This is a genomic window from Streptomyces rectiverticillatus (genome assembly GCF_013394065.1).
GTDB lineage: Bacteria > Actinomycetota > Actinomycetes > Streptomycetales > Streptomycetaceae > Streptomyces > Streptomyces rectiverticillatus.
In genome coordinates this window covers 4,933,922-4,956,926 of the sequence record NZ_CP040752.1, presented here as the reverse complement: position 1 = coordinate 4,956,926, position 23,005 = coordinate 4,933,922, and the positions used below count along the sequence as shown (strand labels likewise).

At 71.1% G+C, this 23,005-nt stretch carries 23 protein-coding genes; 8 read left to right on the top strand and 15 right to left on the bottom strand.

Annotated features, from left to right (window positions below):
- The first annotated feature begins 2 nt into the window (after positions 1-2).
- The 3 genes from FGW37_RS21775 to FGW37_RS21765 all read left to right on the top strand — a co-directional run bounded on the left by FGW37_RS21775 (position 3) and on the right by FGW37_RS21765 (position 2,102).
- Positions 3-527, top strand: coding sequence for a GNAT family N-acetyltransferase (locus FGW37_RS21775; RefSeq protein ID WP_179082587.1), 525 nt, complete (start codon positions 3-5; stop codon positions 525-527).
- Positions 528-757: 230 nt separating this feature from the next.
- On the top strand, positions 758-1,171 hold the full coding sequence (locus FGW37_RS21770) for an ATP-binding protein (RefSeq protein WP_030366270.1): 414 nt from the start codon (positions 758-760) through the stop codon (positions 1,169-1,171).
- A 40-nt stretch (positions 1,172-1,211) separates the two neighbouring features.
- Positions 1,212-2,102, top strand: a complete 891-nt coding sequence (locus FGW37_RS21765) for an RNA polymerase sigma factor SigF (protein WP_058046202.1) — start codon at positions 1,212-1,214, stop codon at positions 2,100-2,102.
- 65 nt (positions 2,103-2,167) lie between these two features.
- Here FGW37_RS21765 and FGW37_RS21760 read toward each other — a convergent pair whose 3' ends face one another.
- Complete coding sequence (locus FGW37_RS21760) at positions 2,168-2,647, bottom strand: hypothetical protein (RefSeq protein ID WP_179082586.1); 480 nt, start codon at positions 2,645-2,647, stop codon at positions 2,168-2,170.
- A 92-nt stretch (positions 2,648-2,739) separates the two neighbouring features.
- Between FGW37_RS21760 and FGW37_RS21755 the strand changes: the two genes are divergently transcribed.
- Positions 2,740-3,708 carry a diacylglycerol/lipid kinase family protein gene (locus FGW37_RS21755; protein WP_179082585.1) on the top strand — a complete coding sequence of 323 codons (969 nt, stop codon included), beginning with the start codon at positions 2,740-2,742 and terminating at the stop codon, positions 3,706-3,708.
- A 322-nt stretch (positions 3,709-4,030) separates the two neighbouring features.
- Positions 4,031-4,288: a WhiB family transcriptional regulator gene (locus FGW37_RS21750; protein WP_004937597.1), complete on the top strand. Its 258-nt coding sequence runs from the start codon at positions 4,031-4,033 to the stop codon at positions 4,286-4,288.
- 171 nt (positions 4,289-4,459) lie between these two features.
- Here FGW37_RS21750 and FGW37_RS21745 read toward each other — a convergent pair whose 3' ends face one another.
- Together FGW37_RS21745 and FGW37_RS21740 are read right to left on the bottom strand one after the other, a co-directional pair.
- Positions 4,460-5,929, bottom strand: coding sequence for a sensor histidine kinase (locus tag FGW37_RS21745; protein ID WP_179082584.1), 1,470 nt, complete (start codon positions 5,927-5,929; stop codon positions 4,460-4,462).
- 359 nt (positions 5,930-6,288) lie between these two features.
- Positions 6,289-6,939, bottom strand: a complete 651-nt coding sequence (locus FGW37_RS21740; RefSeq protein ID WP_179082583.1) for a TetR/AcrR family transcriptional regulator — start codon at positions 6,937-6,939, stop codon at positions 6,289-6,291.
- Positions 6,940-7,022: 83 nt separating this feature from the next.
- Here FGW37_RS21740 and FGW37_RS21735 point away from each other — a divergent pair, with 83 nt between their 5' ends.
- Positions 7,023-7,778 carry an SDR family oxidoreductase gene (locus FGW37_RS21735; protein ID WP_179082582.1) on the top strand — a complete coding sequence of 252 codons (756 nt, stop codon included), beginning with the start codon at positions 7,023-7,025 and terminating at the stop codon, positions 7,776-7,778.
- A 57-nt stretch (positions 7,779-7,835) separates the two neighbouring features.
- Here the strand turns inward: FGW37_RS21735 and FGW37_RS21730 are convergent, their stop codons facing one another.
- Complete coding sequence (locus tag FGW37_RS21730; protein ID WP_179082581.1) at positions 7,836-8,915, bottom strand: SIS domain-containing protein; 1,080 nt, start codon at positions 8,913-8,915, stop codon at positions 7,836-7,838.
- Between the two features lie 204 nt (positions 8,916-9,119).
- Between FGW37_RS21730 and nagB the strand changes: the two genes are divergently transcribed.
- Positions 9,120-9,905, top strand: coding sequence for a glucosamine-6-phosphate deaminase (nagB, locus tag FGW37_RS21725; RefSeq protein ID WP_179082580.1), 786 nt, complete (start codon positions 9,120-9,122; stop codon positions 9,903-9,905).
- A 74-nt stretch (positions 9,906-9,979) separates the two neighbouring features.
- On the opposite strand, the gene FGW37_RS21720 is transcribed toward nagB, so the two are convergent.
- The 4 genes from FGW37_RS21720 to FGW37_RS21705 all read right to left on the bottom strand — a co-directional run bounded on the left by FGW37_RS21720 (position 9,980) and on the right by FGW37_RS21705 (position 14,664).
- Positions 9,980-11,470 (bottom strand): glycoside hydrolase family 3 protein, encoded by a 1,491-nt coding sequence (locus FGW37_RS21720; RefSeq protein WP_179082579.1) that lies wholly within the window; start codon positions 11,468-11,470, stop codon positions 9,980-9,982.
- Positions 11,471-11,495: 25 nt separating this feature from the next.
- Positions 11,496-12,326, bottom strand: coding sequence for a carbohydrate ABC transporter permease (locus tag FGW37_RS21715; protein WP_179082578.1), 831 nt, complete (start codon positions 12,324-12,326; stop codon positions 11,496-11,498).
- Positions 12,323-13,303 (bottom strand): carbohydrate ABC transporter permease, encoded by a 981-nt coding sequence (locus FGW37_RS21710; RefSeq protein WP_179082577.1) that lies wholly within the window; start codon positions 13,301-13,303, stop codon positions 12,323-12,325. Before FGW37_RS21710 ends, FGW37_RS21715 begins: the two co-directional genes overlap by 4 nt.
- A gap of 92 nt (positions 13,304-13,395) precedes the next feature.
- On the bottom strand, positions 13,396-14,664 hold the full coding sequence (locus FGW37_RS21705) for an extracellular solute-binding protein (RefSeq protein WP_179082576.1): 1,269 nt from the start codon (positions 14,662-14,664) through the stop codon (positions 13,396-13,398).
- A 241-nt stretch (positions 14,665-14,905) separates the two neighbouring features.
- On the opposite strand from FGW37_RS21705, the gene FGW37_RS21700 reads away from it, so the two are divergent.
- Positions 14,906-15,676: a GntR family transcriptional regulator gene (locus FGW37_RS21700; protein ID WP_179082575.1), complete on the top strand. Its 771-nt coding sequence runs from the start codon at positions 14,906-14,908 to the stop codon at positions 15,674-15,676.
- 154 nt (positions 15,677-15,830) lie between these two features.
- Here the strand turns inward: FGW37_RS21700 and FGW37_RS21695 are convergent, their stop codons facing one another.
- The 7 genes from FGW37_RS21695 to FGW37_RS21665 all read right to left on the bottom strand — a co-directional run bounded on the left by FGW37_RS21695 (position 15,831) and on the right by FGW37_RS21665 (position 22,992).
- Positions 15,831-17,153, bottom strand: a complete 1,323-nt coding sequence (locus FGW37_RS21695; RefSeq protein WP_179082574.1) for an MFS transporter — start codon at positions 17,151-17,153, stop codon at positions 15,831-15,833.
- A gap of 37 nt (positions 17,154-17,190) precedes the next feature.
- Entirely contained in the window at positions 17,191-17,721 is a 531-nt protein-coding gene (locus tag FGW37_RS21690; RefSeq protein ID WP_179082573.1) for a glycine-rich domain-containing protein, read from the bottom strand.
- 42 nt (positions 17,722-17,763) lie between these two features.
- Positions 17,764-19,005: a hypothetical protein gene (locus tag FGW37_RS21685; RefSeq protein WP_179082572.1), complete on the bottom strand. Its 1,242-nt coding sequence runs from the start codon at positions 19,003-19,005 to the stop codon at positions 17,764-17,766.
- Between the two features lie 129 nt (positions 19,006-19,134).
- Entirely contained in the window at positions 19,135-19,287 is a 153-nt protein-coding gene (locus FGW37_RS21680) for a hypothetical protein (protein WP_179082571.1), read from the bottom strand.
- Between the two features lie 146 nt (positions 19,288-19,433).
- On the bottom strand, positions 19,434-20,939 hold the full coding sequence (locus tag FGW37_RS21675; RefSeq protein ID WP_179082570.1) for a SulP family inorganic anion transporter: 1,506 nt from the start codon (positions 20,937-20,939) through the stop codon (positions 19,434-19,436).
- A 35-nt stretch (positions 20,940-20,974) separates the two neighbouring features.
- Positions 20,975-21,592 carry a carbonic anhydrase gene (locus FGW37_RS21670; RefSeq protein WP_179082569.1) on the bottom strand — a complete coding sequence of 206 codons (618 nt, stop codon included), beginning with the start codon at positions 21,590-21,592 and terminating at the stop codon, positions 20,975-20,977.
- Positions 21,593-22,089: 497 nt separating this feature from the next.
- Entirely contained in the window at positions 22,090-22,992 is a 903-nt protein-coding gene (locus tag FGW37_RS21665; protein WP_179082568.1) for a Gfo/Idh/MocA family protein, read from the bottom strand.
- Positions 22,993-23,005: the final 13 nt, after the last annotated feature.

Genomic DNA, 23,005 nt, shown 5'->3' with positions numbered 1-23,005 from the left:
GCATGATCCGAGCCGCGACGCCCGCCGACGTGCCCGCCCTCCATGTGATGATCCGCGAACTCGCGGCGTACGAACGGTCGGTGGAGGACGCCCGGGCGACCGAGGAACAGCTGCACGAGGCGTTCTTCGGAGCGCACCCCGCGGCGTTCGCCCTGATAGCGGAGAGTGACGGAGCTGGGGGCGGTGAGGCGCCCGGGGCGGCGGAGCCGGTCGGCTTCGCGATCTGGTTCCGCAACTTCTCCACCTGGACGGGCACGCACGGTGTCTGGCTGGAGGATCTCTACGTGCGCCCCGAGGCGCGCGGCGGCGGGTACGGCAAGGCGCTCCTCGCGACCCTCGCCGGGATCTGCACGGACCGCGGCTACCAGCGTTTCGAATGGTCAGTGCTGGACTGGAACACGCCCTCGATCGGGTTCTACAAATCCCTCGGAGCCGAACCCATGGACGAATGGACCACCTACCGCTTGTCCGGAGAACCCCTCCGCGCCCTTGCGGCGCTCGCGCAGAGTGACGAAAATCCCAACTAGGCGACAGCTCTTTCGATTTGGGACCGCAAGCCCCTAGCCACTGTCCGTGCTCATGGGTTTACCATGAGTGACAGTCGCGGGGCTGCTCCACGGACCCGCAGATCGCGATAGCGTCGCAGCCGAACCATGTGCCGCACCGGCCCGCGCGCGACCTTCGACCGAAGGGCGGCCGAGGGCGGGGGCCGGCGCTCGTAACAGCTCAAGAAGCTTGTGCCACCTTGGAGGTGAGGGTGTCCCCAATCGCAGGCGAGCCCGGGACCCAGGACTTCGTGGAAGTCCGGCTGCCCGCTGCGGGTGCCTACCTGTCGGTGCTGCGAACGGCGACAGCCGGTCTCGCGGCCCGCTTGGACTTCACCCTCGACGAGATCGAGGACTTGCGCATCGCGGTGGACGAGGCGTGCGCGATCCTTCTGCAACAAGCCGTGCCCGGCTCCGTTCTCAGCTGCGTCTTCCGCCTGGTGGGCGATGCGCTGCGGGTGACCGTCTCGGCACCCACCACGGACGGCCGCGCACCCGAGCGCGACACCTTCGCCTGGACGGTGCTCTCCGCCCTGGCCGGTGAGGTCGACTCGACCGTCGCCGACGACCGTACGGTCAGCATCAGCCTGCACAAGAAGCGCGGCGCCGGCCCCGGACAGCCGTGACGGAAGAGGGGGCTCCGTGAGTACTGCATCGTCGCGGGGGGTGCGTACCCCGGCCATCCCGCAGCAGCCTGCCCGACAGCTGCCGGGCGATCCTGCGAATCCCGCGCCGGACGAGGCGAGCGACCCACCAGAGCGGGCGGACCACATGGACCAGCACCAGCACCGGCACTCCACCGCGCAGGACCGCAGTGGTGCCCGGGCCCTGTTCATCGAGCTGCGGGCGCTGCCGGACGGTTCGCCCGAGCGGGCCGAGCTGCGCAACCACCTCGTGCGGATGCACCTGCCGCTGGTGGAGCACCTGGCCCGGCGCTTCCGCAACCGCGGGGAGCCGCTGGACGACCTCACCCAGGTCGCCACCATCGGCCTGATCAAGTCGGTGGACCGCTTCGACCCGGACCGCGGCGTCGAGTTCTCCACGTACGCGACCCCCACGGTCGTCGGGGAGATCAAGCGGCACTTCCGCGACAAGGGCTGGGCGGTCCGCGTCCCGCGCCGGCTGCAGGAGCTGCGGCTGGCCCTGACCACGGCCACCGCCGAGCTCTCCCAGCGGCACGGCCGCGCGCCCACCGTCCACGAGCTGGCCGAGCACCTGGGGATCTCCGAGGAGGAGGTGCTGGAGGGGCTGGAGTCCGCCAACGCCTACAGCACCCTCTCCCTGGACGTCCCCGACACGGACGACGAGTCCCCGGCGGTCGCGGACACCCTCGGCGCGGAGGACGAGGCGCTGGAGGGCGTCGAGTACCGCGAGTCCCTCAAGCCGCTCCTGGAGGACCTGCCGCCGCGGGAGAAGAAGATCCTGCTGCTGCGCTTCTTCGGCAACATGACCCAGTCGCAGATCGCCCAGGAGGTCGGGATCTCGCAGATGCACGTGTCACGGCTGCTGGCGAGGACGCTGGCGCAGCTGCGGGACAGGTTGCTGATCGAGGAGTAGCGGTTTCCTTCACCGGCCCGCCCGGCGGGTGGGAACCGGCGGTCCGGGGCGGGGCGCCCCGGCGCTCACTCCCGCGGACCGATCCCGAGGGCCTCGGTCGCCGTCGGGTTCACGAGCAGCACCAGCGTGCCCAGGGCCACGACGACCAGCGCCACTGCCGCAGCGATCATGGCGCCCCCGGCGACGTACAGCGTCCAGGCGACCGGCAGCGCCATGATCTGCGTGATCATGGCCGGTCCCCGGCTCCACCGGCGGCGCAGCCACAGCCCGCGCGCGGCCACCAGCGGCAGCACGGCCAGCGCGAGCACGGTCAGGCCGCCCGTCTCCGCCTGCTGAGGGCTGTCCGGCTTGCCGAGCAGGCCCATGACCAGCAGATAGACGCCGGCGGCGGCGAGCGCCACGCCCTCCAGGCCGGTCAGCACGGCCGCGGCCGTCAGCCGGGCCGGACGGGGCCCGGCGGGGGCGGGGGCCCCGGCGGCCTGCTGCCGGGGGCCGGCGGGGCCGCTCTTACGGGCGTTCTTCGGCGCGGACTGCTTGCTGCTCACCCCAGCAGGGTAGCCGTACCGCAGGCGATGCGAGGGGGCCCGAAGGCGGGCCGGGGCCGATCGTGTACCGACAGGTAGGTAGGCTGGCGCGCATGCGTGCGCTTCTCGTGGTCAACCCCTCGGCCACCACCACCAGTGCCCGTACCCGTGATGTCCTGGTCCACGCGCTCGCCAGCGATCTCAAGCTGGAGGTCGCCACCACGGAGTACCGGGGCCATGCCCGCGATCTGGCCCGGCGGGCGGCCGAGAGCGGGAACACCGGACTGGTGGTGGCACTCGGCGGCGACGGCACGGTCAACGAGGTCGTCAACGGCCTCCTGCACGCCGGCCCCGACCCCGAGGGCCTGCCCCGGCTCGCCGTGGTGCCCGGCGGCTCCACCAACGTCTTCGCCCGCGCCCTGGGCCTGCCCAACGACGTCGTGGAGGCGACCGGCGCCCTGCTGGACGCCCTGCGCGAGGGGACCGAGCGCACGGTCGGCCTCGGCCTCGCGGGCGGCACGCCCGGCACCGAGGACGAGGGGGTCCCGTCCCGCTGGTTCACCTTCTGTGCGGGCTTCGGCTTCGACGCAGGGGTCATCGGCCGGGTGGAGCAGCAGCGCGAGCGCGGCAAGCGGTCGACGCCTGCGCTGTACGTGCGACAGGTGATGCGGCAATTCGTCGGGGAGACCCACCGCCGGCGGGGCACGATCACCCTCGAACGGCCGGGCGAGGAGCCACTCGAGAATCTCGTCATGTCGATAATCTGCAACACGGCGCCGTGGACGTACCTCAACAACCGTCCGGTCTACGCGTCGCCGCAGGCGTCCTTCGACACCGCCCTTGACGTGCTGGGATTTACCAGGCTGTCGACGGCGGCGGCCGGCCGCTACGTCACCCAGCTGCTCACGTCCACGCCCGAGCGCGGCCCCCGGGGCAAGCACACCGTGTCCTTGCACGACCAGACGCAGTTCACCTTGCATTCGCAGGTTCCGCTGCCGTTCCAGATGGACGGTGACCACCTGGGAGTGCGGAGCAGCGTGACGTTCACAGGCGTTCGCCGTGCACTGCGTGTGATTGTGTGAGTGCTAGGGCCGAAAGTCCTTCCACTCGAACGTTTAGGCTGGGTTCCACCCCCTGGAAGTACGGCTGTGACCTAGCCGACACCGAGGAATCAAAAAAAACTTTCCAGAAGGGGTTGTATCCGCCGCCGAGGTTTGCGAGTCTCTTCATGGCGATCGGGACGTCCGCTCTTCCGGCCTTCCGATACAGCCCGAACCCCTCCCTTTTCCTGATGGACCGCACCAGTTTCACGACTGGGCGTCGGCCCTTCCCCCGCGGAGGGATTCGTGAAAGCGTTCACATTCACAAGCAACGTAGCCGCAATAACGAGGAGATGGAGCAGCCATGGACTGGCGTCACAACGCCGTTTGCCGCGAGGAAGACCCCGAGCTGTTCTTCCCCATCGGCAACACCGGTCCTGCGCTGCTGCAGATCGAGGAAGCCAAGGCCGTCTGCCGCCGCTGCCCCGTGATGGAGCAGTGCCTGCAGTGGGCGCTCGAGTCCGGCCAGGACTCCGGCGTCTGGGGTGGCCTCAGCGAGGACGAGCGCCGCGCCATGAAGCGCCGCGCCGCTCGCAACCGGGCGCGCAACGCCACCGCCTGACGACGCCCCTCGGCCCCCGAGCCGCAGCGCGCAGTACCCCCTGACGCTCCCCCCGAGCTTCGCCTGGGGGCGCCCCACATCACGTGAGCTTTGAGCCCCGGACCTGATGGTCCGGGGCTCAGTGCTGTTCTCCTCGACAGACCCCGACAGGCCTCGACAGACCCCGACAGGTCAGCCCTTCTCGGCCCGTACCGGGATGTCGAGGACGACCCTCGTGCCCTGCCCGGAAGCGGGCACCATGTCGAACGTTCCACCCATCTCGCCCTCGACGAGGGTGCGGACGATCTGCAGGCCCAGGTTGCCGGCGCGCTGCGGGTCGAAGCCCTCGGGCAGTCCGCGGCCGTCGTCCTGCACCGAGATCAGCAGGCGGGCGTCGCGCCGGGTGCCGCTGCGCACGGCGGTGACCTCCACCGTGCCCCGCTCCCCCGGCCCGAACCCGTGCTCCATGGCGTTCTGCAGCAGCTCGGTCAGCACCATCGACAGCGGGGTCGCCACCTCGGCGTCGAGGATCCCGAAGCGGCCCGTGCGCCGTCCGGCGACCCGGCCGGGCGAGATCTCGGCGACCATCGCCAGCACCCGGTCGGCGATCTCGTCGAATTCGACCCGCTCGTCCAGGTTCTGCGAGAGCGTCTCGTGGACGATGGCGATCGAGCCGACCCGGCGGACGGCCTCCTCCAGCGCCTCGCGCCCCTCGGCCGAACCGATCCTGCGGGCCTGGAGCCGCAGCAGGGCCGCTACGGTCTGCAGATTGTTCTTCACCCGGTGGTGAATCTCCCGGATGGTCGCGTCCTTGGTGATCAACTCTCGCTCGCGGCGTCGCAGTTCGGTGACGTCGCGTAGCAGTACGAGCGAACCGATGTGATTTCCCTTGGGTTTGAGGGGAATCGCCCGGAGCTGGATGACTCCGTCGTTGCCCTCGACCTCGAACTCGCGCGGCGCCCAGCCGCTGGCCAGCTTGGCGAGCGACTCGTCGACCGGACCGCGTGAGGGCGCCAACTGAGCGGTGGTCTCGCCCAGATGATGCCCCACGAGGTCGGCGGCGAGGCCGAGGCGGTGGTAGGCGGAGAGGGCGTTGGGGCTCGCGTACTGCACGATGCCGTCGGCGTCCAGCCTGATGAGACCGTCGCCGGCGCGCGGGGAGGCGTCCATGTCGACTTGTTGACCGGGGAAGGGGAACGCGCCGTTGGCGATCATCTGGGCCAGGTCCGAGGCGCTCTGGAGGTAGGTGAGCTCCAGCCGGCTCGGGGTGCGCACGGTCAGCAGGTTCGTATTGCGGGCGATGACGCCGAGCACCCGGCCCTCGCGGCGGACGGGGATGGACTCGACGCGGACGGGGACCTCCTCGCGCCACTCGGGATCGCCCTCGCGGACGATCCGGCCCTCGTCGAGGGCGGCGTCCAGCATGGGGCGGCGGCCGCGCGGCACGAGGTGGCCGACCATGTCGTTCTGGTAGGAGGTGGGGCCGGTGTTGGGCCGCATCTGCGCGACCGACACGTAGCGGGTGCCGTCGAGCGTGGGTACCCACAGGACGAGGTCGGCGAAGGACAGGTCGGAGAGCAGCTGCCACTCCGAGACCAGCAAGTGCAGCCACTCCAGGTCGGAGTCGCAGAGGGCCGTGTGCTGACGTACGAGGTCGTTCATGGAGGGCACAGTGGTGAGCCTACCCGGGGCCGGGACGCTCATCCCGGGGCGGCCGTGGGCCCGGTGCGGGCCTGCCGTGGGCCCGGTGCGGACGGCCGAGGGGCCGTGCGGACCTCGGTGGATACCCGGGGAAACCCGGGCGGGAGAACCATGGACAGAGAAGAATGGTCTAGTCCACAATGGGTAAGCAAAGTTTCCGCCTTCCCCGCACAGGAGGGCGGAGCGAGGCCCGGCGCTCTCTGCCCTGATCGCGCCACGGCCTCCAGTCGGCCCACTCAGGCTGCGAGGTCCGCACACCCCGCAGCCCGGCGGGCCGATACGGCTCCGGGCTGCGGTGCCGGCCGGGTCGAGGGTCCCGGTCAGGCGCCGCGGCCCGAAGTGACCCCTCCGGGGCCCGCCTCTCCCGCCCGCTCCCGCGGCCAGGCCTGCATCGCGACGTCGGCGACCGCCTCCAGGGTGGCGCGGTCCGCGCCGTCCCGCGCCTGCTGCGACATGCCCTGCAGAACGGCACCCGTATAGACGGCGAGGGTGTGCGCGTCGGTGTCCGCCGGCAGGACGCCCGCGGCGACGTCGGCGGCGATGCGGCCCTCGATGAACGCGACGCCCTTGTTGCGCCGCTCCTGAAGCGCCTCGACCACTTCGGCCGACTGCTCGGTGCAGTTCGTGGCCGCACTGATGATCATGCAGCCGCGCGGCAGGCCGGGAAGGGTGTGGGCGACCGCGGCCTCGTGCAGGAGGCGGTCCGCCGCACTGCGGGCGGTCGGCGCCTCGGCCAGGGCCTTCGCCGTGAAGAGGCCGTAGTTCCGCACGTAGGCCTCGATCGCCTCCTCGAACAGGGTGCGCTTGTCGCCGAACGCCGCGTAGAGGCTGGGCGCCTTGATGTCCATGGCGCGAGTGAGGTCGGAGATGGAGACGGCCTCGTAGCCGTGCTCCCAGAAGGCCTTCATCGCCTGCTCCAGGGCCGTCTCGCGGTCGAAGGACCGGGGCCTGCCCCGCTGTTTGGTCGCCATGCCCCACATTCTATAGCGCTCGCTAAAAAACCTGTGCTACGTTCTTTCTGTAGCACTCACTAAAGAAAGAGGGGGGCGCGGCCATGGGCACGCTCACGGGCAGGACGGCACTGGTCACAGGCGGCAGCCGGGGCATCGGGCGGGGCATCTCGGAGCGCCTGGCCGCGGAGGGGGCCCGCGTCGCCGTGCACTACGGGCGGGACGCCGCTTCCGCCGAGCAGACGGTGAAGGCGATCGAGGCCGCGGGCGGCGAGGCCTTCGCGATCCGGGCGGAGCTGGGGGCGGCGGGGGACGCCGAGGCCCTGTGGGCCGCTTTCGACGAGCGGGCGGACGGCCTGGACATCCTGGTGAACAACGCCGGCATCGACGGCGTGCGGGTGCCGATCGGTGAGGTGACCGAGGAGGACTTCGATCGGGTCTTCGCCGTCAATACGAAGGCGCCGTTCTTCGTCACCCGCCTCGGCCTGGACCGCCTGCGCGACGGCGGGCGCATCGTCAACGTCTCCACGGGGCTGACCCACGGCGCGGCGATGCCCCAGCTGATCGCCTACACGATGACGAAGGGCGCGGTGGACGCCTTCACCTCGGTGCTGGCCAAGCAGCTGGGCGAGCGCGGCATCACGGTCAACGCCGTGGCGCCTGGCGTGATCGACACCGACATGAACGCCGCGTGGCTGAACAGCGGCGCGGAAGTGCGGGCGGGCGTCGCCGCCCTGTCCCCCTTCAACCGGGTGGGCGAGCCGCGCGACGTCGCCGGCATCGTGGCCTTCCTCGCCTCGGACGACAGCCGGTGGGTGACGGGGCAGTGGATAGACGCGACGGGCGGCGCGCTGCTCTGACACCCGCCAGCAGGCGGCCGCGGGACGGGGGGCCGCGGCCGCCGGGGCGGTGTCCGGTCAGCGTGTCTCGGTGACCTTGGCGAGGGCCCGGGGTGCGTCCGGGTCCTGGCCGCGGGCGATGGTGATCTCGTAGGCCAGCATCTGCAGCGGCAGGATCTCGAGGAGGGGCTGCAGTTCCTCGGGCACGCCGGCCGTGGGGAGGGCGAATCCGGTCGTCGCCCGGGCCACCTCCGCCTCGGTGCCGACGATCATGAGGTCCGCACCCCGGCCGCGCAGCCGTTCGAGCACCGGCTGCAGGGCCGCGCCGCCGCGGCCCTCGGTGACGATGGCGATGACGGGCGAGATGTTGTCGACCATGGCGAGCGGGCCGTGCAGCAGATCGGCGCCCGAGTAGGACAGGGCGGGGATGTAGCTGGTCTCCATCAGCTTCAGCGCCGCCTCCTTGGCGGTCGGGTAGCCGTAGCCGCGGGAGGTGAGGACCATCCGTTCGGCGAAGCGGTAGCGGGCGGCGAGCTGTCTGACCTCGGGGCCTCGGTCGAGGATGCGTTGAGCGAGGCCCGGCAGGGCCCTGGCCGCGGTCGTGCCGTCTCCCCCGCCGGGGCGCAGGCCCTGGACGAAGAGGTAGAGGGTCAGCAGGGAGGCGGTGTAGGTCTTGGTGGCGGGCAGGGCGCGCTCGGGGCCGGCCAGGATGCCGATGTGGTGCTCGGAGACGGCGGCGAGCGGGGAGTCGGCGTTGTTGGTCACCGCAAGGGTGATCGCCCCGGCCTCGCGGGCGGCCTTGGTGGAGGCGACGAGGTCCGGGGAGCCGCCGGACTGGCTGACGGTCACGGCGAGTACGTCCGTCAGGTCGGGCCGGGCGCCGTAGGTCGTGACGGTCGACATGGAGGTCAGGCCGCAGGGCTTCCCGAGCTGCACTTCGAGGAGGTACTTGGCGTAGAGGGCGGCGTTGTCGGAGGTGCCCCGGGCGGTGAGGAGCACGAAGCGCGGCCGGCGAGCGGCGATGAGCCGGGCGGTCTCGGCGATGACGGGGGCGCCGTCGTCGAGGATGCGGTGCAGGACGGCCGGCTGCTCCGCCATCTCGCCGGACATGATCCCGCCCGGCTGCTCGCTGTGGTGGGCGGGGGTCGAGACGCTCATGTCCGGTTACCTCCCGGGCGGGGCTGCGGGGGTCACGGTCCGGCGGCCCGCCGCGTGGCGCCGGGACCCTCTCAGTCGAGCACGGAAAGGGCCGCGCCCGCCAGCCGGAAGCGGGCTCCGGGAGGCTTCCCCGTACACATCCCTCTGTTAGATTGGTCTATACCACACGATCCGCTCCACTCTTTAAGATCGGCAGGCCCCAGCGTGGAAGTTGTCATCGTCCCGGACGCCAAGGCAGGCGGCGAACTCATCGCGGAGGCCATGGCCGCCCTCCTGCGCCGCAAGCCCGGCGCTCTGCTCGGCGTGGCCACCGGCTCGACGCCGCTGCCCGTCTACGAGGCCCTGTCCGCCAAGGTCCGCTCCGGCGCGGTGGACGCCTCGCGCGCCCGCGTCTGCCAGCTCGACGAGTACGTCGGCCTGCCCGCCGACCACCCCGAGTCCTACCGCTCGGTGGTGCTGCGCGAGGTCGTCGAGCCGCTCGGCCTGACCGAGGCGTCCTTCATGGGCCCCGACGGCACCGCCGAGGACGTCCAGGCCGCCTGCGAGGAGTACGACCGCGCGCTGCCCGCGGCCGGCGGGGTGGACCTCCAACTGCTGGGCATCGGCACCGACGGGCACATCGGCTTCAACGAGCCGTGCTCCTCCCTGGCCTCCCGCACCCGGATCAAGACGCTGACCGAGCAGACCCGCGTCGACAACGCGCGCTTCTTCGACGGCGACATCGACCAGGTGCCCCACCACGTCATCACCCAGGGCATCGGCACCATCCTGGAGGCCCGCCACCTGGTGCTGCTGGCCACCGGCGAGGGCAAGGCGGACGCCGTGGCGGCGTCCGTCGAGGGCCCGGTCTCGGCCCTGGTGCCGGCCTCGGCGCTGCAGCTCCACCCCCACGCGACGGTCGTCGTCGACGAGGCGGCCGCGTCCAAGCTGAAGCTGGCGGACTACTTCCGCGCCACGTACGCGGCGAAGCCGGCCTGGCAGGGGCTGTAAGTCCTGCGCCCGGTAACGGCGGAAGGGGAGCCCGGCAGTGCCGGGCTCCCCTTCCGCCGTTACCGGACCGGCCGTCAGTCCCGCGCCCCCGCGATGACCTCCGCCGCAGCCGCCCCGCACACGCGGGCCGCGCCGTGCGTCGCCACGTGCAACGCCCCCCGCGGCGGGGCCTCGTTCAGGCCCATCTCCACCACGACCGTGTCCGGCCGCGCCACGAGCAGCGCGTCCAGGGCCTCCGCCATCCACCCGTGCCGGTGCGCGTCCCGTACGACGGCGACGATCCGCCGTCCGCGCGCCGCATCGAGCACGTCGGAGGCGCGGGCCGCGTCGTGACCGTAGGTGCCGGTCTCCGTGCCGGGCAGCAGCCGGGCCAGTTCGGCGCCGACGCCCCAGGGGGTCTCGTCACCGACGGCGATGTTCGCCAGCGGGGTGAACGCGGCCACGTAGGCGGGCCCGGCGAGGGGCTCGTGCGCGGGCGAGGCGGTCACCCGCAGGGCGCGCCGCGCCGCGGTCAGCCCCACCTCGGGGGCAGGCGCGTTCCCCTCCTCGGCCGCACCCGCCCCCGAGGTCCAGCGCGCCAGGGCGCGCACCCGTGCCGCGGCGTCGGCGAGCCGCTCCTCCTGCAGCTCGCCGGCGCGTACGGCTGCGACGAGCGCGTCGCGCAGCCGCAGCACGGTGTCCTCGTCGGCCAGTCCGCCGCCGACGCAGATGGCGTCGGCGCCCGCGGCGATGGCCAGCACGCTGCCGCGCTCGATCCCGTGGGTGCCGGCGATGGCCCGCATCTCCATGCCGTCGGTGACGATCAGGCCGTCGAAGCCGAGGCCCCCGTCGGCGACGGGCGCGCGCAGCAGTCCGTGCAGGGCGGCGGGGCTGAGGGTCGCCGGCAGGTCCGCGTCGAGCGCGGGCAGCAGGATGTGCGCGCTCATGACGGCTTTGGTGCCGGCGGCGACCGCGGCGTGGAAGGGCACCAGTTCGCGCGCCCGCAGCGTGGTGAGGTCCGCGTCGATGCGGGGCATGTCGTGGTGGGAGTCGACGGCCGTGTCGCCGTGCCCGGGGAAGTGCTTGGTGCAGGCGGCGACGCCCGCGGACTGCAGGCCCTCGACGTAGGCGGCGGTGTGCCGGGCGACGAGCTGCGGGTCGGCGCCGAAGGACCGGACGCCGATGACCGGGTTGTCCGGGTCGGAGTTGACGTCGGCGGACGGCGCCCAGTTGAGGTTGACGCCGCACGCGGCGAGCCGGCGGCCCAGCTCCCGGGCGACGGCCCGGGTCAGTTCGGTGTCGTCGACGGCGCCGAGGGCGAGGTTGCCGGGGAAGGAGGAGCCGTTGCGCACCTCCAGCCGGGTGACGTCACCGCCCTCCTCGTCGATCGCGACGAGCACGTCGCCGCACTCGGCGCGCAGCTGTGCGGTGAGCTTGGAGAGCTGCTCGGGCGAGGTGATGTTGCGGCCGAAGAGGCCGACGGAGGCGAGCCCTTCGCCGAGCCGGCGCAGCAGCCACGCCGGGGCGGTGGTGCCGGTGAAGCCGGGCTGCAGGACGGTGAGGGCGTTGCGCGTGAGCGTGTCCATGTCCGTGTCCATGAGAAGTGGGCCCCTAACCCTTCACTGCGCCGGAGGTGAGGCCGCCGACGGCCTTGCGCTGGAGGATGACGAAGAGGATCAGGATGGGCACGGCGAAGAGCGAGGAGGCGGCCATGGTGGCGCCCCAGTCATCGCCGAAGGCCGTGCGGAATCCGGTGAGCCACACGGGGAGGGTCTGGGCCGAGGCGTCCTTGTTGAGGATCAGGACGTAAGGGAACTCGTTCCAGACGGTGATGAAGCCGAAGAGCGAGGTGGCCATCAGGCCCGGCGCCAGCAGCGGGAAGATCACCTTGATGAACGCCTGGGTGCGGGTGCAGCCGTCGACCATCGCGGACTCCTCCAGCTCCTTGGGCACGGCGGCGACGTAGCCGCGCAGCGTCAGGACGGTGAAGGGGAGCACCATGACGGTGTAGATGGCGATCAGCGGCACGAGGCTGTTCAGCAACTCCGCGTCCCTCACGATGATGTAGTACGCGAGGGCCATGACCTCCCAGGGGGCCATCTGGGCCATCATCATCACCAGGATGAAGCTCTTGCGCCCCTTGAAGCGCATCCGCGCGACGGCGAACGAGGCGAACAGGGCGATCACCAGCGACAGTGCGACGGCGACGAGGGTGACGGTGAGGGAGTTGCGCACAAGCGTCCAGAAGCCGTCCGCCTCCACCGCCCGCTCGAAGTGCTCGAAGGTGGGGCTGGCCGGGAACCAGACGGGGTCCTCACTGACGATGTCCTTGTTGGCCTTGAAGGCCGTGCTGAACATCCAGTAGACGGGGAACACGAACGCGAGGAAGAGAACGACCGCGGTCGCTCCCGGCCAGATCCGGCCCAGGGTCGATCGCCTCACAGCTCGTCCTCCTCTTGCTTGAGCACCAGGCGCAGGTAGTACGCCGTCAGGGCCAGCAGGATCACGATGGTCAGGATGGAGATGGCGGCGCCCATCCCGAAGTGCTGGCTGCCGAAGCCTTCCTGGAAGGCGTAGACGGGGAGGGTCTCCGTGAGCCGGTCCGGCCCGCCCTCGTTGATCGCGAACACCTGGGTGAACGACTTGAAGATCCAGATGACTTCGAGGAACGTCGTGGCCAGGAAGAAGGGCTTGAGGAAGGGGAAGGTCACCGAGGTGAACTGCTTCCGGGCGCCTGCGCCGTCCAGCGCGGCCGCCTCGTAGAGCTCCTTGGGGATCGTGGTGGTCGCCGCGTAGAGGTTGATGGCCACGAAGGGCACCGACTGCCAGACGATCAGCACGGTGATCACGAAGAAGGTGGAGAACTGCCCGCTGGTCCAGCTGTAGCCGGCCATGGAGTGCCAGCCGAGCTTGTCCAGCACGTGGTTGACGACGCCGAAGCGCTGGTCGAACAGCCACTGGAAGACGGTGGTCGCCGCCACGACGGGCATGGCCCAGGCGAGGACGAGGCCGAGCGAGAGCAGCAGCCGCAGGGCGGTGCCGAGGCGGGCGAGGAGCAGGCCGATGAAACAGCCCAGCGCCATGATGAGGACGACGTTGGCGAGGGTGAAGACCACCGAGCGCCCGGTGACACCCCAGAACTCGGAACTTCCCAGCTGCTCGGCGTAGTTGTCCGTGCCGGTCCACTCCGTGAGGTGCTGGATCAGCTGGCGCGGGCCGAGGTTCTGGAACGACAGCAGGCCGTTCTTCAGCAGTGTCCAGCCGAGCAGCAGCACCGTGACGGCGGCGGCGGGGAGGATCAGCAGATACGGCACGCCCCGGACGAGCCGGCCCGGTCCGCGGCGGGGCGGCGGAGCGGCGCCCTTGCCGGTCCGGGAGGCGGGCCCGGTGGCCGCCACCTCTTCGATCTGCGCTGACATCGTCGTCCGCCTTCTCCCCTGTCGAACGGTATTGCTGTGGTGCGCGGCCGGGTAGGGGGCCGTCGTTCACGGCCCCCTACCCGGCCGTCGGGTCACTGCTTCTGGCTGAGGCGCTTGTTGATGTCCGCCTCGACCTGCTTGGCGGCGTCCTCGGGGGACTTGCCGTTGAGCACGGCCGTCATGTACGCCTTGATCGGGTTCGGGGCGTTCTCCACCGCGGCCCACTCGGGGATCAGCGGGGTGGTGCCGCCGCCCTTGGCGGCCGGGGCCGCGGCCTCGGCGGCCGGGTTGCCCTTCACCTGCGCCAGCAGGGACTCCTTGTTGGGGAGGGAGCCGACCTCCTTGGCCAGCGCGCCCTCGTTCTTGTCGGACAGCGCGATCTTCAGGAACTCCTTGGCGAGCTCCTGCTTCTTGCTGCCCGCGGCCACGGCGAGGTTGGAGCCGCCGAGGAAGACGCCCTCGGGCTTGCCGGCGGTCTCACCGGGGATGGTGAAGTAGCCGAGGTCCTTCTCGATGGCCGGGTTGGCCTTGACGGCGGTGCCCGCCTCCCAGCCCATGCCGATGAAGGCGCCGGTCTTGCCCTTGGCGAAGACGTCGGCCTGCTGCGGGGTGGCCTCGTCCTTGTCCTTGGGGGCCTTGCTGAAGGCCTGGTACTGCTTGTAGATCTCCATGGCCTTGGCGACCTTGGGGTCGGCGAGGTTGGACACCCACTTCTTGCCGTCCTTCTTCACCAGGTCCGCGCCGGTGCCGATGGTCAGGCCGTCGAAGAAGTACCAGTTCTGGCCGGGCAGGTAGAGCGGCTCGGCCTCGCCCTTCTTCTGGATGGCCTCCAGGGCCTTGAAGAAGTCGGCGCGGGTCTTGGGGACCTCGGTGACGCCCGCGTCGGCCCACACCTTCTTGTTGTAGATGACGACGCGGCTCGCGGCGTACCAGGGCGCGGCGTACTGCTTGCCCTCGAAGACCGAGGGCTTGTTGAGCGACTCGGACCAGTCGGCGCCGATCTCCTTCTTCAGGTCCCCGAGGTCGGCGAGGCCGCCCGTCTGCGCGTAGGAGGGGGTCTGGGTGTTGCCGACCTCGACCACGTCCGGCGGGCTGGACTCGGAGAGGGCCGTGGTCAGCTTCTGCTGGATGCCGTCCCACTTCTGGACCTGGACGTCCAGCTTGGCGCCGGTCTTCTGTTCGAACTCGGCCTGGACGGACTTGGTCCAGCCCGGCGGGTTCGAGCCGTCCATGAACCAGACGGTCAGGCTCTTGGCCTTGCTCCCGTCACCCGATCCCCCGTCACCGTCGCTGGACCCACAGGCAGCAACACTCACCAACATGGCCGCGACGCCCGTCGCCGCTATGAGCCCTCGCTTCACAGCACTCTCCTCAAGGACCGAATGTGGTCTTTAATGGTTTAGACCAGTGCCCGCAGCTTGGCCTAGACCTTTTGGGGTGTCAAGGGTGTATAAGAGTCGCTGTCGGCTCCGTTACCGGACCGACACCTCGAGGTCGACCTGGGCGTCTCCGGGCCCCTCGGGCTCTGCCCGTGCCACCATGTGACCGCGACAGACGGAGGAGCCGGTGACAGCAGCAGGATCGGAGTCGGGAAGGCGGACGATGGCGACCGACGGTGGTACGGCCGAGGGCGGCAGCGCGTCGGGCGGCGCGCGGATCGCGCGCGTTCCCAAGTACTACCGCCTCAAACGCCATTTGCTGGACATGACCGAAACCATGCCCCCCGGCACCCCCGTGCCGCCGGAGCGGACCCTGGCCGCGGAGTTCGACACCTCCCGCACGACCGTCCGCCAGGCGCTCCAGGAACTGGTCGTGGAGGGGCGGCTGGAGCGCATCCAGGGCAAGGGGACGTTCGTCGCCAAGCCCAAGGTCTCGCAGGCGCTGCAACTGACCTCTTATACGGAGGACATGCGCGCCCAGGGCCTGGAGCCGGCCTCCCAGCTCCTGGACATCGGCTACGTCACCGCCGACGACCGGCTCTCCAAGCTGCTGGACATCGCGACGGGCGGCCGCGTCCTGCGCATCGAGCGGCTGCGGCTCGCCAGCGGCGAGCCGATGGCGATCGAGACGACCCACCTGTCGGCCAAGCGGTTCCCGGCGCTGCGGCGCAGCCTCGTGAAGTACACCTCGCTGTACACCGCGCTCGCCGAGGTCTACGACGTCCGGCTCGCCGAGGCGGAGGAGACCATCGAGACGTCCCTGGCCACGCCGCGCGAGGCGGGCCTGCTGGGCACGGACGTGGGCCTGCCGATGCTGATGCTCTCCCGCCACTCCCTGGACGCCAAGGGGGAGCCGGTGGAGTGGGTCAGATCGGTCTACCGCGGCGACCGGTACAAGTTCGTGGCGCGACTGCGGAGGCCGGCGGAGGAATAGGGGGCACCCGGCCCCGGCTGGGGGTCCGGGGGTTATCCCCCGGAACAACACAGCGTGGCGCGGCTGCGGAGGCCCGCGGGGGAATAGGCGGCCCCCGGCCTGGCTGGGGGTCCGGGGGTTATCCCCCGGAACGACACAGCCCGGGGCCCGGGCGTCAGCCCTCGGAACGCCGCAGCGTCGCGCGGCTGCGGAGGCCCGCGGAGGAGTAGGCGACCACCGGTACGATCGCCAGGGCCAGCAGGCCGCCGCCGGCGGCGAGGGCCGGGTAGCCGCTGCCGGCGACGACCAGGCCCGAGGTCATCCCGCCGGTGGAGCCCGCGATGGCGATGCCGACGTCGACGAGGCCCTGGGTCGAGGCGCGCGTGGCGAGCGGCACCGCTTCGGTGATCATGGCGGTGCCGCTGACCAGGCCGAAGTTCCAGCCGAGGCCCAGCAGGACGAGCGCCGCGGCGAGGGCCGCGCCCTGGTGCGGCGGGGCGAGGGCGGCGAGCAGTCCGGCCAGGAGCAGGGTGACCCCGGCGGCCGCGGCGACCCGCGGCGCGCCGAAACGGTCGACGAGCCTGCCGGTGAGCGGGGACGGCAGGAACATCGCCGCCACATGGAGGGCGATGACCAGGCCGGTGGCCTGCGTGCCGTGCCCGTGGGCGCTCATGTGGACGGGCGTCATCGTCATGATGCCGATCATCACGAGCTGGCTGAGGACCATCACCGCCGTCCCCGTGGCCACCCCGCGCACGTGGGCCCTCTCCCCCGCAGGGCCACCCTCCGTACCCCCGGCATCCGCACCGCCCGCGGCGGCCCGGTCGGCCGCCTCCGCCGCGGCCAGTTCGCGGGCCCGCAGCAGCGGGTCGGGCCGCAGCGAGGTGCCCATGACGACCGCGGCCGCCGCGTAGGCGACGACGGCCAGGAGGAACGGCCCGGCGAGCCGGGGTATGCCCCAGGCGTGCGCGACGTCCCCGGTGACGGTCACCAGGTTGGGGCCGACGACCGCGCCGAACGTGGTGGCCAGGAGCACGGTGCTCACCGCGCTCGCCCGGCGCGCGGGCGGCGCGAGGTCCGCGCCCGCGTACCGGGCGAGCAGGTTGACGGCCGTGCCCGCCCCGTAGACGAAGAGGGAGAGGAACAGCAGCGGCACCGTGTCCAGGGCGGCCGCCACCACGACCCCGAGGCTGCCGAGGGCGGCGGTCGCGTGGCCGAGGGTGAGGCCGGGCCGGCGGCCCCAGCGCTCGCTGAGGCGGCCGATGACCATGGCTCCGAGCGCCGCACCGGCGGTGAACAGCCCGCTGGGCACGCCGGCCAGGCCGGTCGAGCCCAGCATGTCCTCCGCGAGCAGCGCGCCGACGGTGATCCCGGCGGCGAGGCCCGCTCCGCTGAGCACCTGGGAGATCACCAGGACGGACATGATCCGCTTCTGTTCGGGGCCGGTGGCGCTCCCCGGGGTGCCGTGCGTGGCCGGTGCAGCGGGCCGAGCGCCCATGGCTTTTCCCTCTCCCTGCGTGTCGGTGGACGGCGTGCTACGCGGCCTGCAGCGGCTCCAGCGCGGCTATCTCCTCCAGCGGCATGTCCAGCTGCCGGTGCAGGAAGCGCACGATCGTCCAGTGGGGCAGCGCGCCCTCGTCGAACGGGCCGAACTCCGCGACGTACAGCGGGATCCAGCGCAGCGCCTCCTCGATGACCTGCTCGCGGCCGGGCTCCTGCTGGTAGTCCTCGTAGGCGATGCTGCGGTGGTGGATGAAGAAACGTCCCGGCAGACGCTCCTCGCACAGCTCCCGGTACTCGCGCGTCTGCAGGATCAGGTAGTGCCAGATCTCGTCGATCTCCTGCTCGACCGGCAGGAAGAGGCCGCTGAGCCGCTCGCGGTGGCGGGAGACCAGGTAGAGGTAGCGCAGGGCCTCCAGGACCTGGCGCTCGACGTAGTCGGGCTCCCCGCCCGTGCTGCCGGTGAAGTACCGCACCACTTCGGCGTGCAGCTGTTCACCGAGCAGCGCCTTGAGGTCGTCGGCGGAGACCTTCGGGGGCGTGTTCGGCTGCGGAGTAGTGGCCATGATGGGGTCGTCCCGTTCCCGTAGTCCTGATGTTCAGAGGGTTCAGAGGTCGCGTGCGAGCCAGGCGTACTTGCCGGACTTCCCGATGGGAATGTGCTCCCGGTGCTCCAGGGCGCACGGCAGCCCGGTCAGCTCGCGGACGCCGAGCTCCAGCGCGGCGCTCTGCGCCTGCCCGAGCGGACCGCCGTCGAAGGTCGTGTACAGCAGGCGGGCCGTGGTGCCGCCGTCCTCCACGCGCAGCTGGTGCAGGAAGATCCCGGGCGCGGCGGCGCTGATGCGCTCGTCGAGGTCCCCCTGGGCCACGGGCCCGTCCGGCGCGGCGAGCAGTTCCTTCTCCCGGCCGCAGAAGCTGGAGATCTTGGTGGGGTCCGGCGTGCCGTCCAGGGTGCGCGCGCAGTCGCCGGAGCGGTAGCGGATCAGCGGCATGTACGGATTGCGGACGCTGGAGACGATGAGGCTGTAGAGCGTGCTGCCGGGGGCGACCGGGATCAGCTCGACGCTCATCTTGTCGAGGTACGGCCGGTAGCGGCCGTGACGGTCGCTGTAGTAGAGGTAGCCGAGCTCGGTGCTGCCGAAGAGGTCGATGACCGGGCAGTCGAAGTGCTCGTGCAGGTACCGCCGGACGTTGGCCGGAGTGTATTCGTAGGCGTGGATGATGCTGTCGGGCCGCGGGAAGGCCTCCCACAGGCCCCACGCCCGGGCCTTGTGCACCAGATGCGCCAGGTGGTAGCCGGAGCAGTCGAGGTGGTAGCGGCCTTCGGGGTGTTCCCGGCGGGCCGTCTCGATCTCCCCGAGCATCCGCTCGACCTCTTCGCGCGTCCACAGCGCGGGATCGAGGCGGAGGTTGACGTAGAGCGTCCGCTCGTCGAGCCGCCGGTCGTCGAGGTCCGGGACGGGGCTCGGCTCGGCCCCGCGCTTCTTGGCGTTCACCCGTGCCACGTGCTCGGTCGCCAGCACCGTGGTCAGCGAGACCCTGCGGCAGCCCTGCTCCCAGGTGCCGGAGATATCGGGGTGTTCGCTCCACAGCCGGTAGTACGAGTTGAGCAGGAAGTAGGGAGGCCGGATGATCTGCATCCGGGCGTGGTTGGTGCCCGTGGAGAGGACGAACTCGGCCTCGCCCGCCTCAAGCGCCTTCTCCAGGGCGGGAGTCATCCAGTTGTCCGGGAAACCGTCGGCTATCTCGGGTTTCTCGAGTACGGGGAAGTGTCCCCGCTCGATCGACGCGCGGTAGATCGGTATGTCCCTGATCTGCTCGACGACGCCGGCCGTCGGCTGCCCATCCATGTGCCACCCCGGGAGTGATCGGAGAACGGAAGGCCCCGCACGGCGCTGACGGGGCCGGTACGCACGGAGTGGACCGCGCACACACGGTGGTCACGGTCCACTCCGCTCGCTTCGGTCAGTCTCCGGTGGTCAGGAGATACAACCCGCCTTGGGCGCCGCGCTGATGCAGCCGGCCTTGGGGGCGGCGCTGATGCAGCCGTCCTTCGCGGCCTGGGCCGAGTTGGCGGCCACCCAGCCGCGCCAGACGTTCTCCTGCGCCATCTTCTTGATCAGCTTTTCCATAACGCACCTCCGAAAAGTGAGGAATTGCGGCGATGACAGTGCATTTGTGCCGCCGCAACAGACAGTAAAGCGTTGGCCAAGCCAGTGTCAACGGTTTACCAAGTGACGCGCACTCACTTGGCTGTGGTACGACTGCAGTTGGCCTGTTACACCACTGCCTTCTCCGGCTCGGGGGCCGGCTCCGGCTCCGGGTGCCGCATCCGCACCGGCTCGATGCCGGGGCCGTTGTGCCGGGCCGCCCAGCCCTCCAGGGCCGTACGGCACGCGTGGTCCAGATGGCGCACGCCCGACAGGTCGATCTCGATGGGCCGGTCCTGCGGGAGGGCCTCCAGCGTCTCCAGGATCCGGGGCAGCCGCAGGAACGTGGCGTTCCCCACCACCGTCGCGACCATCCGGCCGTCGGTGAGTTCACGGACGTCGAGCTGGACCTTCGAGGTGTCCCACGCCGTCTTCACCACGGCCAGCAGGATGCCGAGCACCACACCCTCGAACATGCTGGTCGTCACGATGGCGACGGCGGTCACGCCGAGGACGACGACCTCGCCGCGGTGCTCGCGCCACAGCGGGCCGAGCTCCTTCACCGGCACCAGCTTGCAGCCGGCGTGGACCAGCACGCCCGCCAGCGCCGCCAGCGGGATGACACCGATCGCCGCCGGCAGCAGCACGGCGAAGAGCAGCAGCCACGCGCCGTGCAGGACGCGGGAGAGCGACGTCTTCGCGCCCGCCTGGACGTTGGCGGAGCTACGGACGATCACCGCCGTCATGGGGAGGGCGCCGAGCACGCCGCACACCGCATTGCCCACGCCCTGGGCCAGCAGCTCCTTGTCGTAGTGCGTGCGCGGCCCGTCGTGCATACGGTCGACCGCGGCCGCGCTGAACAGCGTCTCCGCCGACGCGATCAAGGTGAAGGCGATGACGGTGCCGAGGACCGCGAGGCCGCCCAGCGACGTCAGGTCGTTCAGCCCGGGCGGCTGGATGGCATCGGCGAGCCCGCGCACCTCGACGTTGGCCACGTCGAGGCCGCCCAGCGCCGTCACGGCCGTGGCCAGGGCGACCGCCACCAGCGGCGCCGGCACCAGCTGCGCCTTGGCGGGCAGCTTCTTCCACACGACGAGCACGGCGATGGTCCCGGCGCCGACCGCGAAGGCGGTCAGGGCGGCGCTGTGGGTGGCGATGTCGCCGACCAGGCCGGGGATGCCGGCGATCTTGTCCACGCCGGAGCGCGGCTGTTTGACGCCGGCCATCGTGTACAACTGCCCGAAGATCAGGACGAGCCCGATACCGGCGAGCATGCCGTGCACGACCGAGACGGAGATCGCACGGAACCAGCGTCCGAACTTCAGGAATCCGAGGACGAGTTGCAGCACGCCGGTGGCCAGCACGATGGCGCCGAGCATGCCCAGGCCGAATTCCCGGACGGCCTCGAAGACGAGCACGGTCAGCCCGGCCGCGGGGCCGCTGACCTGGAACGTACTGCCGGGCAGGGCGCCGACGACGATGCCGCCGACGATGCCGGTGATCAGGCCGAGTTCGGCCGGAACCCCGGAGGCCACGGCCACGCCGACGCACAACGGCAGGGCCACGAGGAAGACGACGAGCGAAGCGAGCGCGTCCTGACGCAGGACGGCGGGCTGCTTGAGGGCGGAGAACATGGGTGAGGGTCCCTTGGAGGTCACGTGAGGACGGATCACAGGGGTCCGAACGACACCGGGTCGCTCTCGGGGAGGTGGACTTCGACCGCGCCGGTATGCACCTCGTAGTACCAGGCGTGCAACCCCAACGTGCCCTGCTCCATGCGCTCTTGGACGCAGGGGTAGGAGCGGAGCGTCTCCAGCTGGGCGACGGCGTGCCGCTGCACGGCCTCCGCCATGTCATCGGTGAACGTCTCGACCGCCCGGGCGGGGGCGTCGGCGGGAACGGACCGCTCGAGCCAGCCCTGGACGGCGGGGACGGAGGAGAGATCGTCGCCGCGGACGACGGCGGTGACGGCACCGCAGTGGGAGTGGCCGCACACGATGATGTCGCGGACGCCCAGCACGCGCACCGCGTATTCGATCGTGGCGCTCTCGCCGGAGGGGTCGTCACTGCGGTATTCCGGGACGATGTTCCCGGCGGTACGGAGCTCGAAGAGCTCTCCGGGGGACGCCCCGGTGAACAGCGCGGGGACGACGCGGGAGTCGGAGCACGTGATGAACAACGTCTCGGGCGACTGGCCCGCTTCGAGCGCGCGGAAACTTTCGGCGCGCTCCGGATCGGCCACGTGCGTGGCGGCGAAGGAACGCGCGTTGTCAATGAGGGACTTCATGATGGCCTGCCTCCTGCGTACCGCGGCATGACGCCGGGGCGCGGTGTGGTCGGGTCGGGTCGAGCATGACGAGCATGCGAGCGCATGCCGGTGCTACAGCATCGGAGCACGGGCACCGGCTGTCTGTCTGCAGCCATTGTGCACGACTGCGGAGACCAACACTTTACCCGTGTATTACCTCCTCGTGAAAGAGAAATTTTTCGTCAAAAAACGGACGTCGATGGCTACTTGACGCTGGATTGGTACAGTCCCGAACTATTCGATTCCCCGGAGATTTTGGAGGAATTGATTCCGTCTCAGCTGCAACCACGGGCCCCATCAGCTGCGTCTTCATTGCAATATGCGGAGGAACGCATTACCCGTGCATTACACACGTAATTGCTTTACGGGCGGCAGTACGGGGGGGCGCATGCATCACACACCGGGGCGATCGGCGGCCGCGCGGAACCGGTTGTCATGATCGCGCTAATCCTGCCCGGCGGCTGCCGGCTCGTTGCTCAGTTATTACGGAAGCGCGCCGCCCAGCAGGCCGCCGTGATGACGTCGTCCACGAGGACGGCCTCCGTCACGGGGCAGGCGGGCTCCCGCCCCTCCCGCACCGCCGCCGTGAAATCGGCGATCAGCGGCACGTGCGGCTCGGGTCCGAGCTCCGCGTCCAGCGGGTCCAGCGACAGGAAGCGGCCCCCGGCGGTGACGTCGAGGCGGTCGCGCTCGGTGCCGCCGATCCAGGCGAAGCGGCACTCGGCCGACGTGCCCGACGCCCAGCCCAGGGAGATGTGCGCGCGGCGCTCGGCCCCGGCGGCGAACCTGCGGCCGAAGCGCGCGCCCACGCGCACGGGCGGGCCCAGGACCGACAGCAGCAGGTCCAGCCGGTGGCTGCCCGCGTCGGCGAGCACGCCGCCGCCGGCCACGGCCGGGTCGGTGCGCCAGTGCGCAGGGTCCTCCGGCGCCGGATCGAAGGGGGCGCAGAAGGTGATCTGCACGCGCGCGGGCTCGCACGTCGTCAGCGCCTCGCGCAACTGCCGTGCGGCAGGCCCCAGTCTGCGGTGGTACGCCACGCCTGCGCACAGCCCCGTCCGGGCCGCCTCCGCCGCCAGGACACCCCCGCCGCCGAGCGCGCCCGCCAGGGGCTTCTCGACCAGGACGTGGCAGCCGGCGCGCAGCGCGTGGAGCGCGAGGGGCACGTGCGCCGCGACGGGCGTGGCCACGTACACCGCGTCGGCGGCCGTGAGCCGGCCGAGGTCGTCACCGCCCGCGGGCACCCCGTGCTCCGCGGCCGTGCGGGCGGCGCGCGCCGGGTCCCTCCCCCAGACGTACGCCGTCTCCTCGCCCAGGCCGCGCAGGGCCGGCAGTACGCGACCCCGCACGACGTCGCCGCAGCCGGCGACCGCCCACCTCAAGTCCCCTCCATGT

What these genes read in the sequence shown, in the direction of transcription:
- FGW37_RS21775 (WP_179082587.1), top strand. Translation starts at nt 3, where the DNA reads ATGATCCGAGCCGCGACGCCCGCCGACGTGCCCGCCCTCCATGTGATG.
- FGW37_RS21755 (WP_179082585.1), top strand. Translation starts at nt 2,740, where the DNA reads ATGCGTGCGCTTCTCGTGGTCAACCCCTCGGCCACCACCACCAGTGCC.
- FGW37_RS21750 (WP_004937597.1), top strand. Translation starts at nt 4,031, where the DNA reads ATGGACTGGCGTCACAACGCCGTTTGCCGCGAGGAAGACCCCGAGCTG.
- FGW37_RS21745 (WP_179082584.1), bottom strand. Translation starts at nt 5,929, where the DNA reads ATGAACGACCTCGTACGTCAGCACACGGCCCTCTGCGACTCCGACCTG.
- FGW37_RS21740 (WP_179082583.1), bottom strand. Translation starts at nt 6,939, where the DNA reads ATGGCGACCAAACAGCGGGGCAGGCCCCGGTCCTTCGACCGCGAGACG.
- FGW37_RS21735 (WP_179082582.1), top strand. Translation starts at nt 7,023, where the DNA reads ATGGGCACGCTCACGGGCAGGACGGCACTGGTCACAGGCGGCAGCCGG.
- FGW37_RS21730 (WP_179082581.1), bottom strand. Translation starts at nt 8,915, where the DNA reads ATGAGCGTCTCGACCCCCGCCCACCACAGCGAGCAGCCGGGCGGGATC.
- FGW37_RS21720 (WP_179082579.1), bottom strand. Translation starts at nt 11,470, where the DNA reads ATGGACACGCTCACGCGCAACGCCCTCACCGTCCTGCAGCCCGGCTTC.
- FGW37_RS21710 (WP_179082577.1), bottom strand. Translation starts at nt 13,303, where the DNA reads ATGTCAGCGCAGATCGAAGAGGTGGCGGCCACCGGGCCCGCCTCCCGG.
- FGW37_RS21700 (WP_179082575.1), top strand. Translation starts at nt 14,906, where the DNA reads ATGGCGACCGACGGTGGTACGGCCGAGGGCGGCAGCGCGTCGGGCGGC.
- FGW37_RS21695 (WP_179082574.1), bottom strand. Translation starts at nt 17,153, where the DNA reads ATGGGCGCTCGGCCCGCTGCACCGGCCACGCACGGCACCCCGGGGAGC.
- FGW37_RS21690 (WP_179082573.1), bottom strand. Translation starts at nt 17,721, where the DNA reads ATGGCCACTACTCCGCAGCCGAACACGCCCCCGAAGGTCTCCGCCGAC.
- FGW37_RS21685 (WP_179082572.1), bottom strand. Translation starts at nt 19,005, where the DNA reads ATGGATGGGCAGCCGACGGCCGGCGTCGTCGAGCAGATCAGGGACATA.
- FGW37_RS21680 (WP_179082571.1), bottom strand. Translation starts at nt 19,287, where the DNA reads ATGGAAAAGCTGATCAAGAAGATGGCGCAGGAGAACGTCTGGCGCGGC.
- FGW37_RS21675 (WP_179082570.1), bottom strand. Translation starts at nt 20,939, where the DNA reads ATGTTCTCCGCCCTCAAGCAGCCCGCCGTCCTGCGTCAGGACGCGCTC.
- FGW37_RS21670 (WP_179082569.1), bottom strand. Translation starts at nt 21,592, where the DNA reads ATGAAGTCCCTCATTGACAACGCGCGTTCCTTCGCCGCCACGCACGTG.